The sequence below is a fragment of the Legionella bozemanae genome (assembly GCF_001648595.1).
GTDB lineage: Bacteria > Pseudomonadota > Gammaproteobacteria > Legionellales > Legionellaceae > Legionella > Legionella bozemanae.
Genome location: NZ_KV441807.1, coordinates 133,564 through 149,881, shown reverse-complemented (window position 1 = coordinate 149,881; position 16,318 = coordinate 133,564). Strand labels below are relative to the sequence as shown.

Genomic DNA, 16,318 nt, shown 5'->3' with positions numbered 1-16,318 from the left:
AAGTATGGCAAAAAATTAAACACAAAACTTGGTTTTCCATCTTTTTTTTATTTTTGCGATTGTAAATCGTCCTAAAATGGCCCCAAAGAAATATCTATACGATATGTTTAATAAGGCTATTTAATTTCATAAGATTAATTATCAATGACAAACATTTTCAGTGCGAGCATACGCTATGCTATGGTTGGAGTATCTAAAGCTCCATTTCTATTTCACGTCTTGCTTTTATGGGCAGTGTTTGTTCAGGAGTGAAGGAGACAGATTTTTCTAATACTTGTTGGCTTTTATTGTAAACTGCAACTAGTTGATTTAAGTCTCTTTTATGGTCAATAGTTGCATTATCTCTAATGGAAGTAATTTGGCTGTTGCTTAACTTCATGAATTTCATTTGTGCAAAATCGGCAATTGCTTTTGGTAGTTCAATTGGCTTATCAACGATTGATGAAATGACTCCAGTATCCTTTTGTATTAGTTGCCTTTGGATTTCTGTAATTCCTTTATTTAAATGAATATCATTCCAGTCTGTTTTTGATTTTCCTTGTAATCTATCAGGAAATACAGCTCTTACACTTAAGTTATCTTGTCTGAAGGTATCGATTGTTTTTTCGATGGCTTTGTATGATTTAGCAAAATCGCCATCATTATCACCTGCAATAACAATTTCCTTTGCATTGAATTTCTTGATGATTGGGCTTAAGTTCTTCATATTTGAAACGCCAAAGGAGCATAGTACAGTGGCTTTGCTGTCTGCAAGGGCTATAGATGCGCCTGTTTCAAACCCTTCAGCAATATAAAGGTGAGAGCCTCGCATTCCTTTTTGAATAATCCCACAACTGCCTTCGATGATTCCTTTAGATAGTTTTGGGTTATCCATAAATTTATTTTTACGGGCTGTTTGCTTGTCCAGGTAAATTCGTTGAACCGCTGTTAGTTCATTTTTTTCATTTCTTGCCGCAATGATTAATGCTGGGATTTTATTAACTTTATCTTCTAATGATCCTTGTTCATTGCAATTTTTCCACTGAGCGTCAATTGGCCAGAAACGTATATCCATTTTATCAATGGATTCTATACCTCGATGTTGTTTTAAATATTTTTCGGCCAATGTTCCCTCTACTGGAACAGAACTATGCCAAATGCTTTTTGCTGAAATTACTTTATTCTTCTTTTCAAGGTCACTTAATTTTTGTAATTCAATTTTACTGGAAATGGGGGATTTTATGAATTTGGTAAGTTCTTCTCTTTGATTTATGCCTGCCATGGATGCAGCTTGAGCAAGTGCTTCTTTAAAAGACAGCTTATCTCTTGTCATAATTGCTTGAATCGGAGCTCCTCCTATTCCATCACTGAAATCATGCCATAATCCTTTATCCTTGCCTTTCAAACTTACAATTAAGCCACCAGAATAACGTAATTCTCTGGAGTTTTGCGTTTTTGGCTCACCCCAGATTGATTTATAGGTTGTTTCTGGATCAGCCATCAGCGCTTCATTAACTATTCTAGCATCCAAAAATTGTGCGGATTTTTTGATTTTTTGTAAAACCGGATTGTTTGATTGTAATGACTTTGGAGCAATCGGTTCTGGCTTAAAATCATAGTTGTTCTTTAATTCCTTGTTAATTGTCTTTATGGAAAACACATTCAATGGATATTCTTGCAAAGCTAATTGATACCCTTTGCCCTGTTCAATTTGCTTTATGTGACTGGAAAGCGAGACCCAATTTTTTTTCCAGGCTGATATTTCTTTTGCAGAGTTAGAGTTTGTGATACTCAGAAATTGCGTTGATAGTGTGTGTACGACTTCATTTAGCTCTTTAATTTCACGCAACTTTATATTGTGGTTGCTCGCTTGGGTGAGCAATTTTTCTTTGTTGCCCTTTTCATAAGATAAAATTGAATCAAGGTACTTTGAGTCTTTTAATTGATGAGCCAAAGCATCACGTTTTGATGATTGACTGATTGCTGCTGATATCCGCTTGTTATTTTGCACATCGCCACCAGATTTATTAAGGTAAGCTTCCCGCCAAAACCTGGATGTTTGAATGTTGGCTTTTTTATAAGACAAAAAACATTGATAGTCTTTTTTCTCAGGGGAGGAAAGAGTGGATAATCGTTCCTGTCTGTCGGTAACTCGTAGATATTTACTAATGGTTTTGATTTCAAGATTTGCTTCTTTAATAAAGGGATAATGGCCAGCGATATCGTTTTTAATCTCATTGATTAGTGCTAGACGTACTTTGAAATTAAACTTACTTGCACTAAATTGCTTGATGTTTTCCCGATACTGATGTTTTTCTTTTTGTGTTGTTAGCTTTGCCAAATCCAACTTGAAATAGGAGGCTACATCAAGAACGGCTTTGTTTTGCATCAATTCATGAGCTAACTCATTACGACGAATGAGTAGCTCAATGGATTTTGGGCTAGCTCCCCTCCCTTCACTGATTTGTACTTCTTTTAGACTTGACGACCAATTCTTCCTAAGCTCCATCTGTAACGATTTATAAGCCTTGACCATATCAAAGGCCAACCGTCCCTCAGTACTTAATCCATTTCGAAATAACTTCTCGCTATGCAAGCGTGCATCTTTATGGATTGATTGCCATAACAATTCAGGTTTTTGGTTCAATTCTTTGGCATGGGTTAAAACAAAAGGATGTGATAACTTGGATTCTCTTTTAATTAAGGTTGCGAGCCTTTCTCTTTCTTCACCTTGTGTGTTTAAATAAAGCGATACATTGGTTCGTATTAAATCCTTTGCTGCTTGCTTTCCAAGTGATTCAAGGCGTATCTGTGCTTTTTTTAATTCCTTACCATACTCATGCTGAGGTAATGCAATCCTGTTTAGCTCACCGATCGAAAAATGCTGCAAATAGGGTTTATAACGCTCAAGATCGCTACTTATTAAAAAAGCAACTTTATTCCGCTTGGCAGAAAGCTGTTGTAGATCTCTTTTATTCTGATTTGAAATTGCATTCGAAACACCATGTTCCAATGCATGCTCTTTGATATGCTGACAGCGTTTGAGGATTTTCTGGTTTAAGGACACATACTGCCTGACAGTAGAAAAATACTCTCGCTCTGTTTTGGGTAATGAATGAAATAATTTAGAGGTTTGACAGCGAAGAGCTTCACGTCGATACGTACTGACACTAAAACTCAGGCGCTCTTTGGCAAGACGGTATAGTTTTGGATCATTTACCATGGTAAATGCTAATTTTGCAGCTTTTTGTTCGTCTCCTTGCTGTTTGCTTTGGAGATAGGTTTCTACAGTACGTTCCATGTCCTGCCAACCTTGTTCTTTAGATAATTTTTTTTCAATAACATTTTGTAATGCCATACTGTTTTTATGGTCTTTAAACCGCCCTTCATGGGTTTTCAAGGTATCTGAGCCAACCATATCCAGAGAAGAGTATTTCTCACTATCATTGGTGGTAATCGCTTTGACCAAGCGATCTTTATCATCAGTAACCACGATCATTTCCCAAATACCTCGGGTGGTTTCGACATAAAAGTTTTGAATAGTTGAGGCAAATCGGTTGAAACTTTCAATAAGACCAAGCCCTCTTTTTTTATCTTGTCCCTGAGTGGCATAGGTCGTGAGTACATAGCCATGATCAATATGATGTAGTTCTTTTGCACCAAAAGCTAAATGAAGCGTCTGATTGTCTTCAGTATTAATGATGACTGCGTCTTTGGTGATTTGTTTGATGGTTGCTAATTCAGAATTTCGAATCCCCTTGTCTTCACCATTGCGCTTCCATTGAATTTGATCGCCTGCCATAATGTTTAGTATTTCCTGACGATATATCTCGACTGGTCTTTCTAGATCTTTATTTTCAGTTTTAAATGCAGGCAAAGAAGACAGTTTGAAGGTGATTATTTGACCATTTTCACGCTTAAGAGAAAGGGTATTATTCTTTTTGTGGGTATGAGTCACCTCTCCAACAGTTAAATACTCCCCTGCTTTAATGTTGTATCGTTGTGCTCTATTGTTAAAACGAATGACATCGTTTTTGTTGTAATAGATTGCATTTCGAAGTTTGATACTGGTTAAATTGCGCTCTTTGAGTATGGGTTGCAGATGTTCTTTTCCAGTTAATGTCCCTTCTTTAATTAATGCATTTCGTAAAAGTTCGGTGATGTCATGCCGGTTCTTGTGCGTTGGTGCAAAACACAATGTATTTTGCCGCTCTTCCGGAGTGAATGACAACCATTTAGATGCCAGATAATCCACTCGTTTCAGATAAGTATCCGCTGTTTCTACGTGGGTCAATTTTTCAACAGCATCATAGACTTCCCCCCGCCCTGCATGAATAGCTGATTCTTTTAATACCATGTCCTTCTGGCGAAGATTATCCGTCATGGCAACAGTTTTAATTCCATAATCCTGCATTACAGAGAACAATTTCCCACTGGATGGTGATGGAAGTTGGGCTTTATCGCCAATGATTTTTAGTTGTGTATTAAATTGTTCCACCAATTTAATAATTTTATGGCCTTGTGGATTAGATAACATGGAAGCCTCATCCACCACAAATATTGTTTTACTCAAATCCTGTTGCTGATTCTGTAATCGTCCCAATTCTCTAGCAAAAGTAGAAGCATTTAATCCACCTTTATGGCGCAGTTCATTAGCAGCTGCTGAACCTGCTGTAATACCTCGAATTTCATAACCCTGAAGGGATGCCAATTCACTGGTTAAACGTAACATAGTAGTTTTACCCGTTCCAGCGTAACCTTGAATGGCAATAAATCGGTCTGTTGAGGTTAAAAACGTGGTCATGGCTTTTTTTTGTGAAGGAGATAAAGCAAATGCCATCTCTTGTTCTTTTGCTTTTATAAAATCACTTACCCTTTGTTTTGAACAAATAGCGGAAACAGCACCTTTGCCATTTTCTATAAGCTGAATCGCCTCGCTTTCTAATGTCAGTTGCCAGGGGGTTGTCAACAAAGGCTTTTGCGTAAAAGGATGTCTTGCCCTATACAGATTTTGATGGGCAATACTTTCATCAATCGCTTTATTAATTAAGGTTTCATCGATTATCTTATTACTTGCTATTACATGTTTAAGTGCCTCTTTTTTGAGCTCTCTTTCCTCAAATACTGCTTGCTGTTGGCTGATTGATTCAATAGCCACATACACAGATTCTCTGGCATAATTCATTTCGATATTGTCTTTGCCATAAAAGCGCTCCACAATAGTTTCTTTTAAGGTTTTAAATAGACTTTGTTGCGGCTTTAAAGAGGACTCCACTAATTGATGTGGATTAAAACCCATCTCCTGGCATTCCTGGATGATGTCTTCTTTCCATTGATCAAAATCAACAATTTCTTTATCTAATTTTGTTTTTTGAGCCGCAATTGACGATGCTTTAGCACCACTCCAGCCTTTTTCATCGAGCACAGCTTCGATGGACTCTCTTCGTTTTGAAAAATGAGTTAATATCTGTTCAGGTACTCCCTGAATTTCCCATAAACCATCACCATCATAAACCAACTGATATCCGAGTTCTTTGGTTAAATTTGCTAATTTATTGCGAAATTTAAGCCCGCCGTAAATGTGGTGTTTCATGATTTGCTCAACCACTCCTTTCTGGCTATCCATATCACTCGCAAGCGATCGCCACTTTCCATCTGGGCATTGAGTCATATTTTGAACTACAAGGTGTGTATGCGAATTGGGATCATTGGCGCGCGAACTGGGTTGGCGAAAAGCTGCTATGACTAGGTTGCCGGTATCAATGTATTCGACTTTACCATCAACAAATTGTCGCGCTTGAGCAAACTCTTTTTCCATTTCCTCAACGAACCATTCAACAGATTTATCAAATACTTCTGCAAGTCTTGGATCGGCACCACTTTCAAGTAAAATCGAAAAAGATTTGGGAGCCGTAAGCGTCATATCAAAACCTGGGCGGTGATGAATTCCGTCTTTATCAATTCGTCCAAGTTGGGTTCCATCAGGCAAGTTTCCTTTAAGAAGAGCCATCATTTGCTCTTGCTCCACAGTTTTTCCGTGGATACCAAGTACTTTAGCCCCTTCACCCAGCCAACGCACGCTGTTAGAATCGTTTGCATAATAATTAACAACATCAAGATAATAAGAGGCCGCTCCTTCAGCACTGTTTAATGGTTGGATACTTAACATGCTTTCCCCGCAACTTTGATTATAGAAACTCAACACTCTCTTTTTCTTTGAGGTTAGACTTCACCAATTCTTTTTTTGGTGTGTTTACTTGCTCTAATGCTTCATCGTGAGAAGCAGCTAGAAGAGGATCACTGTAGGTATCTACTAATTTCTCTATTTTTTGACGAAGTGGGTCGGGATCAATTTCACGTGCTATAAACTGCTCATGAATAAGCGGATAATCAACATAATCAAGCGTTATTTTTGCAGCAGGAAACTCACCCTTAACACGCAAATACCCTTGTAAATCATTAACTACCTGGATTTGAGTAGGTAACACCAATTGCTTTTCCTTAATCTGTCTAGACACTGAAATCCCATCCCGCATCGTGTTCGCTCCATAGCTAACGGATTCATTCACTTCTTCGACTTCATAAGAACCAATATTACGAGAAGCATGTTCTGCATCAGTGTGTTCGGGTAAGCGCAAAAATAAACGGGTCGAACACAAATTTGAAAGAGATGCAGCACCATCGTTGCCATAAATAGTACGCAATTGAGATGCACCGTGATGGCCTAATAAGAAGCAACCACCAAATTTACGGCTTTCTGATTTAACGGCACTCAAAAAAGGCAAAGCATGCAAGGTAGCCAACTCATCCAAAATAAACCATACTCTTCGATTATCATTCGGTGCTAAGCTTAAAAGTTCTTTGGTAGCTGTATTAATCCATGCTGATATTAAAGGTCTAATTGTTGGATGTTTGCGCCCATCTGAACTGACAAACAAACAGGAGTTACTCTGATCATTCAAAATCCAGTCACGAATCGAAAATAGGTCGCCATCATCCTTCAAATACAACAATGATTTTAAATAAGTGGCCATTACTGTTTTTACGTTTAACGCAGTTTTTTGTACTTTATCGGAAACCAATGATTCTGATTCAGTGTGGCGTAATAAGTGATGAATACGACCTAAATCTGCTGTAAGCAAATATTGCAATAACATAAGGTTGGAGCGATTTGGATCGTTTTTTAGCTCATTTGCTGTAGATACAAAAATCATACGAGCGGCTTTAATCCAGAAAGGATCCATCGAGTTATTAACGGGCATAGGCATAATTGCCTCAGCTAGAGCCTCAAGATCAGCCTTGTCTTCACACTCAGCCCAGACATTCCATGAGTGCCCTCTGCTATCTAAGGGATTTAAAATCACATCCTGATTTTCACGATAAAAACGAGATAGATAAGTTCCTCCTTTATCATAAATAATGGCACGTTCACCTCTATCCCGAATCGTTGTTAATAGATTGCGAATAGCAACCGTTTTTCCAGAACCCGTTGTGCCCACTACTTGTATATGCTGGGTTTCAGAACCCCAAGGTAGCGACACACGTCCAATCTTATAAGGAGAAACATTCGTTATTTTTTTTATACATTTTAGTAACTCTTCCTCATCAACCAACTCACTGCCACGAATGATTTTAGATTTACTTTGATTTTCCCCTTTTTTTTGCAACCACTTAGCTATAACAATTAACATACCTATAGAGGCAAATAATGACTCTGTCAGACTATAAAATAGTGCCAACTTTAGTTGATTTATAAATGTATTAACCATAGAGGCTTTGACAATTTGTACCGAATAAACAGGATAAGACTCACCTGTTGGCATACGCACCACTTGTTTCGCTTTGCTTTGTATAAGAATCATTACGTGTGCTTTAATCCATTGTTGCCCTATATAACGTTGATAAACAGTGGTATTAAAATAAAAAGTTATAACTGAAAAAACTAAGAAAGCTATAAGCGTCGCAACAGTTACTTGTTTACTAACTTGTGTAAACATACGCACATTGTGCAAAAAATTTATCCCACCTCGAATAAATAATTTCATTGGATTTACAGCCATCATTGCTCTCCAATCAGTATAAAAAAAGTAAAACTCACGCTACAATAACTAAAAAGGAGAAAATCCAATGGAGAAAAACCATAAAGGGCAAGTGATAATTTGCTCAATCGATGAGCTCCCCACTGCGCAACAAAAACAAATTCGGTTGGCTTCCATTGGAATTGGATCCCTTGTTCTTTTAATTGAATTATTAGCCTTTCTTGCTTTTGGATCGTTTCCAAGTAATAGCGGTTCGCTATTTTTCTATTGCGCTGATTGGTTCTTGTTTGTGGCTTTGCCTTTTGCGTCGTTTGGTCTTGGTTCCTCTTTTGGCTTTGTTTTAATGCTCTCTGACTTAGGTTATGCATTATCATTGGGATATCATAGCGGAGCTGGTTCTTCGTCATTAAACCAACCATTTTCAGCAAATGAATCACCCAGTTACCATCGCTCAAATCATTACAGTTCCCATGTGAGTATAAATCCAAGCTCAGGCCGACCGATGTCGGGCAGCAGTGGTATGGATATCTCAGGAAACCCCTATGGTACACGTTCCTGGTAACCATCATTTTACGTCCTTGTTAGATTGAGCGACGATTACATCCTGCATCAGTTGGGAACCATCTTGAACAATACCGCCTAAATTTTTTGAGAGTTCTTTATTGGAGCGAACAAAATCTTTGTTAACTGCTGTAACTGATTCTTTGCTGACGTTACCTACATTGATGTTCTTTGTTTTCTCATTCAAAGTATTAGAGTAATCATTAAGCACATGATCTACGCCCTCAGTACCTGTAATATGATTTTTAAAGACATTATTTTTTTGTTGCACCAGATGTTCATTAATAGGATGATTTTTTTGAAATTGTTTAATCGTTTGTTCAGTTTTTTCAGCAACAAATTGTCGCGCATAAGACTGCGCTAATTCAGGATCATGGCGAATAAGCCATTCTGCCTGCTGCAACCCAATAGTGCCCTGACTATTAGGTGCACGATGATGTGATAACCAATCAATAAAACCTGTTTGTGCATCAAGATTAATTGATGCTGTTTGTTCATTGGATAGAGTTGCTTGTCGGTGGTAGCTCTCTGATTCAGAAAGACTTGCCATAGCCTCATCACGATAATGCATGGATTTATCGAAGCCTGCTGAAAAGTTATTAGCCAAGCGTCCACTAAACTCATCAGAAGCACGAAAATGCTCATCTTTAGTCGCTTGTCTTGCCTCATTAACTACAGCTGTAAAATGATGTTCGTCACTAAAACGACGTGCTTCATTCATCAAGCGTGCATCTTGATGAGAGTTTGATTTATCCCATTCACGACGTAAATTTCCTCCCAATTCAATATTTCCTTTTAATCCAGGAACAGCAGAACCAGTACCAAAACCACCTGATGCTCCAAAATTAATACTGGCAGCACCTAATACTTTCGTGGCCTCATCTCGTGAAATATTATGATCGTGAGCAAAGGTATCAATGAGGTTAGAAATCTTTGATGCTGCTTGATTAAAACCTGCAGAAGTCGATATTTGATGTCCTAGTCCACTTTGTTCGTTATGTGATTGCGTCTCACCTAACTCTGCTAAGCTTCGAAGCGATGCAGCATATTGCTGTGATGAAGCAATGGATTTATTAAAGCCCGCACTTTTCGCATTGTCAGATAATTCGGAAAATGCAGAACGTGTGCTTTCTCCTAATTGAATATTAAGTGGTGTATGAGAAGTTGCTGTTGCCATCGTCAGTGTTTCACTACCATCTCGTGATATTCGGGCAATCGATCCGCTATCAAGACTGGTTTCAATACCACCTAATGAGACTCTTGCATTGCGATCATTATGGAAGGAGCTACTATTAAATCCATTATGATTGGCAAAACTGGTATTGCCATAGCTGTAATTACCCATTTGTGCTTCTTCAGCCGCAGAGGACGCGGCATTTTGAACAATGCCCGCCGGTTGTTGTGCAATCGCCATAAAACTACCCACTTGGCGACTGATTAACATATAACTCAATGTCGTAGTTGCCAAAACTAAATACCCACCTAACGCCGCCATGTTTTCGTATGCCTGATTAATACCTGTTTGATAGGCCAGAGTAGTTACACCAGTTGAGACAAAGGATAATGAAAATTGTGTCAAAGTGGTCATAATATAGTTAATCACTGTGAACATGGGGGCCCACAAAGCGAGCCACACATAAAGTGTTATGTAAAATTGGAAAAATGTAATGCCGCAGGGAAACGGGAAAAAGAACAAAACGAAAATAAAACACCCTATAACAATGCAAAACAAAAGACTTTGCAGCATAGGCAACCAATAAGCAGACATTAATCCGATATTACTTAGTGCAGCGGGAATTTTATCTTGCGTACGGCTTGCTGAAAAACTATCAATGGCTGCTTTGGAATTCACACGCGCGCCCATTGAAAATACACCATCTCGAATCGCATTGGCCATCATATTTTGCCGAATCAGCGCCGCTGCATCACCGGACATGGCAGTTAAATGATTGTAGGCTTGAGGTAGATACTTTTCAAAATTGGCTTTAGCCTCTGTATGATTACCAAAAACAAACCCTGCGTACTTGGCTTTAGCATCTTCAATAACGCTATTCCACGCACCATCTAATAAGGTGGCCGCTTCCACACAAGATCTAAACCGCCTATCGTAAATAAATCCACGCGCAACTGAAGCATTTGATTTAACCAACTCCCAAATATCTCTTGCTTGATTAATGTCTTTTAAGCTGTATCGATCATACATCACGTCGTAAAAGACACATTGCTGCATGAATTTTTGCATGTTTGCATTAAACATGGGATCGGTGATTTTAATGTTGGCTGCAGATAAAAAGAGCTTTGCCCCCATGATCATACCTGTTTGACTGTAATCCATGTCGTTAGGAGAATGAAAAAAGAATTCAAAAAGTCGTGTTATTTTATCGCTTAACAGGCTACTCAAGCCCCCAGCCACTCCCAAAACTAAAGGTACATTATCAACCGTTAAATCTGGACGTAGTGGATCTGTTCGGTCGTGAATTTGCAGATTACAGGTAGGTGTTAAGATAAATGAAATGACAAAGGCATATTTAAAAATATAGAAAAACATATGACGTATATCGCGCGTCACAATAAATTGGCCAACAGTCCATACCCCGCCAATAATGAGTGCTGTCCTAAAAACGCCTAATACTCCATCGTAATGAAACAATGCGGCAGTGGCGTTATAAAATGCTTTAATCAACTCACCACCGGTAATTGTATAAATTTGCATCGTAACGGCCATTGCATTTACCTCAATTGATTTGCCCAACTCAAAGACTGAGTGAGCTCTGATGAAAATTCACCGACCAGCATTTGCTCGATGGTTTGGGTTTCTTGAATCATTTGCATCGCCATGCTCATCCGTTGATGCGCTGTCCCCTCCATTTGCGTCAGATCACGACGAGCTTGGGTGAGATCAGATTGAAATTCTTTCATGATGGACTCTGGGTATTGCAATGTCCCCGCTGCTTGTTTAATGAGCTGTAAGTTTTCATTTAAATATTGAAACAAAATATCAATGGCAATTGCTTCTGAATATCGTGTGGTATCAATCACCGCGCTGTTTTTCATAAAGGCCATTTGCACGCTGACCATTTTCATCACTGGATATTGAGTAGACTCAATCAGTCCTTTTGCCGCTTCACTTTGTTCTATATTATCTTTAATGTGACTGGCCATCTCCAAAATCAGATCACGAACTTTTGACTCTAAACCATGACTCATATCAATGGTTTTACTGGTTAGAGTGGGTTGTAAACACTTCACCTTTTCATCACATTGATAGACCTTTACTTCTCCGCCTCGCAAAAGTGCACCAATTAAATTATTGTTACTTACTAAAGAAGCCAAACGTTGGACATGTACTCCTTGTGCATCACGAGTAAGAATTAAAGTACCTGATAAAGTCATCATAAGCTGAGCTAATTCGGTGTCATTTGCAAATAAACCGTTTTTCTTTAATGCATTCCATGCCACATTGGTATTGTCTACGACTTGCTCATTGTTGCTGTTTTCATTAATCACACGGTCGTAATCGTAATTGCTGGATCCTTTACCACAGCCTTGCCGTGCTTCTGCCCAGTCAGAAAAAAGATTCTTGGATTGGCCAATGGATTGGCAAGCATGCTGTTGTGCTTGCCGAGTACGAGGCCATAAACCGAGCACCGCACTCTCAGACATTTGGCACGAGTTCATCCCTGATTGATTCACCCAAGTAGCCACGTTTTGCAATTTAGTTGCTACATTACCTAATAGTGGTGTTGCTTGTTCTAAAGCCAATTGAAAGGCTAACCCTTGTGAATTGTTCAATATATTTTTTGTGAAATCGACAAACTCTTTACCTTTAATGTGGGAAAATCCGCCAAATGTAGCATCAATACCGCCACAGCCCGCGGATACTTTAGGCCAGTTCAAGCGCATAATTTGCAGATTACGCACACTATTTCTGGCATATAGGTTACCGCCCGTATAAAAACCAGCACGCTGAGCCTGATAAGCATGAGGTTGTGTTATGTTCCCGCCCATATTGAGTGCTTTAAAATAACTTGTTAAATCATCTCCTATTGATTTAGCGTGACCAGCACCAATAGTGCTTAGCAGAGCAAAAAACAGAATCATTTTTTTCATAAAGCCACCTCTTCGTTATGAGATTGACTCATCTTTAGTAAGCGATTAATCAGTTCACTTTCATCAATATTGCCTTCTGTTACAAGCTGCGCTATTTGCCCCTTTGGGTTAATTAAGAACAGAGAAGGAAAAACATTGACTTGAAATACCCTGGCTTGCCCTTCATTCATTACCGCATCAGGAAATGATGATAAATAACCACCATCCATCGAAATTGCAACTACGCTAAACCCATACTGATTGCTTACACGTTTTAATGTAGGTGCAAAACGCTGGCAATGAGGGCAGCTCGAACTATAAAAAAAGAAAAATCCTTGTTGTTTGGCAAGCGTATAAAGTACTGTATCAGCATGATTTGCATAGGCATGGGGCGCAAATAACATCACTAACACGATTAAAATTACTGATTTATTGCGCATTGTATTCCCCTGATTGAAAAGCATTAGTTGCCATTAAGATATTTTCTTTCAGTTCCGATTGGCTGATTAGACCATAAGCAACAGGCATAGTTTTTTTAGACACTGGGTTAAGAGCAAAGACAGCAGGAATGTGTTTTACGCCCATTTGATTCGCCTCACCTGCATCCACTCGTGAATTAGGAAGCAATGGAGAAAAACGATCGGTCATGGCAATTGGAATGACTGTCATGTGATAACTGTTGGCAAAATCACTCACAACTTCCGCCATACGCTCACTGAAAGGCTCACCACCTTTATAGAAATACAGCAATCCCGATGACTGGCTAATTTGCGCAATAGCTCGCTCCTTTTGCATACTGTTTTGCTGGTTATAGATATCACGAGCTGCACTGCTGCTGGGATTAACAAGACTTTCATCCTGATCTGGATTTATTAACAAGTCGAGCATCCACTTTTCAGAAAAAAGATTAGCCTGTGCGACAAGCAAGCGTTGCAGTCTCCTTGCTCTGGCTATATTTGCAGTAGTTGGATTTAAAATAGCTTGTGCACGAGCGCGCTGTACTCGCGCGCCTATTAGTTTCCATGTTTTATCAGGATCAGCAGGTCTATTGACCACCGTAGGTTCCACCTGTTTTTTCTTTTTAGAGTGTACTTTTGGATCTTTATGCCAGTACCAACCAGCTTCATGCTCGTTAAGATAAGAATGTTGTGCACAAAGAAATGGGCTGACACTAATCAAAAGGACAAAAAACAACCTAGCCATTAATATCTCCCTGGTTATAAATCTCTTTAAGACGCTGACTTATTCCATTAGCTGTTTGTCCATAATCAGGTTTTTTCATCTTGTTTTTTACATCGTCGTAAAATTCAGAAAAATTAATCGCTTCAAAATGAATAAGCTGCATTTGCTCAGGCGTAATACCTGAGCAATTAGAGTGCTTCCCTTTGCCAAAACTTATATGCAATTGATTCCGTCGTCCTTGCTCTTGAACAATGCGGGCTAATTTAGATTGGAAGACACAGTAGGTTTCATGGGTATCAGTACATACGGAACCACCAGGGAATTTTCTGCGTTTATAACAATAATGACCTGTAGGAACAACCAGCTTGTTTTCTCGGGCTTTACCCAATTTCTTCTCACTATCGCTACAATGGGCTAGTTCCAAATCAATACCCCACCCCGAATCACTGCAGCAATTTTTAAAGTGGAGCATTGTTGTTGAACATTCAAGCAATTTGCCTTTAAAAATATAATTAGCATTTACATCAAAGTCTTTCGATGCATCAGATACCGATGACAATGTAGACATGGCCTTTTTAAAATCATTTTCATTAGCGGGAATGTATTCATGTGTTGCACAATCACCCTCAAGACAAAATGCACTATCACCACAAAGTAATTGATTCTCAGTGCATTGGTTCAGCGGGCATTGATAAGTTTGCTGATAGGTTTTGCAACGACCACCATCCTCCTTTAAACAGATTGAAGCAGTTTGTTCACATCCTTCATTAATCATACCACCACAAGTGTTCTGTCCCTCATCACCACACTTATAGGTTGCTCTCTCTTTCCAGCAAGGGCGTGTAAATGGAATTTCTCCAATAATTCGTGTTTGGTTAGGCTCTGTGCAGGTTAAGGGTTCTGTAATGTGGCATAATTCCTCTTGTTCCTTATTGTTTAAATGCTTGCACTGATCATCCCAATATTCCTTTCTTTCATATATTTCTACGGTCATGGTTGCGGAATGAAAATAAGGAATTGTGCAACGTCCATATCGACACTTCCCCACAGATACCGTTAAGGATGGTTGAGCACAATTAGCAGTTTGTTGCACCACTACCAGCCCCTTTGCATCAACAATATTTACTTTAACCAAGGCACAATGCTCAGGTAATTTAATCGCAGGGACTGTTACTTGATCTTTATAAATCGTATAGCAAGGATTTTTACCTTGTTGGCAAGTATCGCCTTGAGTAAGATTGACTAAGACCTGAAAAGGTTTGGTTCTCTTTCCATTTTTGCGCAGATATAAAGTATAGCTTTCTGTTTTATAGGCTGAGACTTCTAAACGGAGGTTTCTTGCACAATGTAGTGCTCCTAATCCTTTACTCGTCAAACATGTTTTTTCCTGCCAAGAATAGTGACATTCTTTGGGTTTTAAAGAGCAGGTGGTTTTATCCGTATTCTGGCCCCGTATAATAGCATCCCCATTTTCCGCAATTTGATTCAGTTTTTGCATGGTATTGGAGGCTGGATTTACTTGTTGTAAAGGTCGGTGATTAAAGCCTTCATGAACTGCTTTTCCTGACTCATTATCCATCACGCCTTTTTGTGAATCCGTTTCAAGACCCGTATTTTCCTGAGTGACTCCACTGTAATAATGTTCTTGCGACAGATTCGCTTGATAGCCAGGGAATTGATTCAGATCAAGTGCTTTAAGTAGATCAATGGATTGATTCGCATGATTTTTTCCTGTCTGAGCCCCCTCTTGATAGGCTTGCTTCAAATCAAGCGCGTTAATTTGTGAGCTTAAGATCAAAAAAATAAAAATGAAATGTTTCATCTGACTTGCGCTCCTTTTAACCGAAGAAGCATTTGATGTAACGCAGGATCATCTATGGACTGGTTGCTCGCCAATTTTTCCAAAGCGTAATCTAGAGATACATCGCCATAAAGTTTGTCGTAGTCCACTGGCTTACAATTCATATTGGCAGGACAAAGAGGTATGTCTTTGACATAAACTACGGCAGGAACCGCAGTTATAGCAAAAGTGTTAAAAAGAATCGGATCCAATTGCATTCCAATCCCTGTTTTTTTGCTTAACTTCTGGATTGCAGTCATCGTTTCTTTAAACGAATTATGAATCAACCCACGAATCACCGGAGTTGCACCACTTTGTTTGCATTGTAAAAGCCAAGCTTGCAGACTTCGTTCAGGCATCGAAAATGATAAAAACACCAGTACCTGGCTGACTTTTTTCAAGTGAGTGGCTATCGACTCTTGTGCTTTAGGGGCTTGGGTAAACTCATCGATTTGTCCTGATTTCTCTGATGACTTAAGGTTTTTACTGATTTGTTTTACTTCTTGAGTAAACGCGTTAGCACGATTCCGAGCATTTGATTCAATTGAAGCAATATATGCTTCATCTGCTGCAAACACTCTCGCTGAAAACAAGAATATTACAACTAAAAATATGGGGTACATTTCAG

At 38.9% G+C, this 16,318-nt stretch carries 9 protein-coding genes; 1 reads left to right on the top strand and 8 read right to left on the bottom strand.

All coding sequences use genetic code 11. The features are described 5' to 3' along the window. Positions 1-193: 193 nt before the first annotated feature. Both traI and traD read right to left on the bottom strand, forming a co-directional pair. A complete protein-coding gene (gene traI, locus A8O27_RS00615; RefSeq protein ID WP_058459966.1) occupies positions 194-6,148 on the bottom strand; it encodes a conjugative transfer relaxase/helicase TraI in 5,955 nt (1,984 codons plus the stop codon). Positions 6,149-6,167: 19 nt separating this feature from the next. Next, positions 6,168-8,042 (bottom strand): type IV conjugative transfer system coupling protein TraD, encoded by a 1,875-nt coding sequence (gene traD / locus A8O27_RS00610; RefSeq protein ID WP_058459443.1) that lies wholly within the window; start codon positions 8,040-8,042, stop codon positions 6,168-6,170. A gap of 64 nt (positions 8,043-8,106) precedes the next feature. Here traD and A8O27_RS00605 point away from each other — a divergent pair, with 64 nt between their 5' ends. After that, a complete protein-coding gene (locus A8O27_RS00605; protein WP_058459444.1) occupies positions 8,107-8,580 on the top strand; it encodes a hypothetical protein in 474 nt (157 codons plus the stop codon). A gap of 3 nt (positions 8,581-8,583) precedes the next feature. Here A8O27_RS00605 and A8O27_RS00600 read toward each other — a convergent pair whose 3' ends face one another. From A8O27_RS00600 to trbC, 6 genes are read right to left on the bottom strand one after another with little or no spacing between them, the layout of a single operon-like run. After that, complete coding sequence (locus tag A8O27_RS00600) at positions 8,584-11,304, bottom strand: conjugal transfer protein TraG N-terminal domain-containing protein (RefSeq protein WP_058459445.1); 2,721 nt, start codon at positions 11,302-11,304, stop codon at positions 8,584-8,586. Positions 11,305-11,309: 5 nt separating this feature from the next. Then, entirely contained in the window at positions 11,310-12,689 is a 1,380-nt protein-coding gene (locus A8O27_RS00595; RefSeq protein ID WP_058459446.1) for a conjugal transfer protein TraH, read from the bottom strand. Then, on the bottom strand, positions 12,686-13,108 hold the full coding sequence (gene traF, locus A8O27_RS00590; RefSeq protein WP_058459447.1) for a conjugal transfer protein TraF: 423 nt from the start codon (positions 13,106-13,108) through the stop codon (positions 12,686-12,688). Before traF (A8O27_RS00590) ends, A8O27_RS00595 begins: the two co-directional genes overlap by 4 nt. Further along, on the bottom strand, positions 13,098-13,871 hold the full coding sequence (traF, locus tag A8O27_RS00585; protein ID WP_058459448.1) for a type-F conjugative transfer system pilin assembly protein TraF: 774 nt from the start codon (positions 13,869-13,871) through the stop codon (positions 13,098-13,100). Before traF (A8O27_RS00585) ends, traF (A8O27_RS00590) begins: the two co-directional genes overlap by 11 nt. Then, positions 13,864-15,672 (bottom strand): type-F conjugative transfer system mating-pair stabilization protein TraN, encoded by a 1,809-nt coding sequence (gene traN, locus A8O27_RS00580; RefSeq protein WP_058459449.1) that lies wholly within the window; start codon positions 15,670-15,672, stop codon positions 13,864-13,866. Before traN ends, traF (A8O27_RS00585) begins: the two co-directional genes overlap by 8 nt. Next, positions 15,669-16,313, bottom strand: a complete 645-nt coding sequence (gene trbC, locus A8O27_RS00575) for a type-F conjugative transfer system pilin assembly protein TrbC (protein ID WP_058459450.1) — start codon at positions 16,311-16,313, stop codon at positions 15,669-15,671. The genes traN and trbC overlap by 4 nt, the downstream gene beginning before the upstream one ends. Positions 16,314-16,318: the final 5 nt, after the last annotated feature.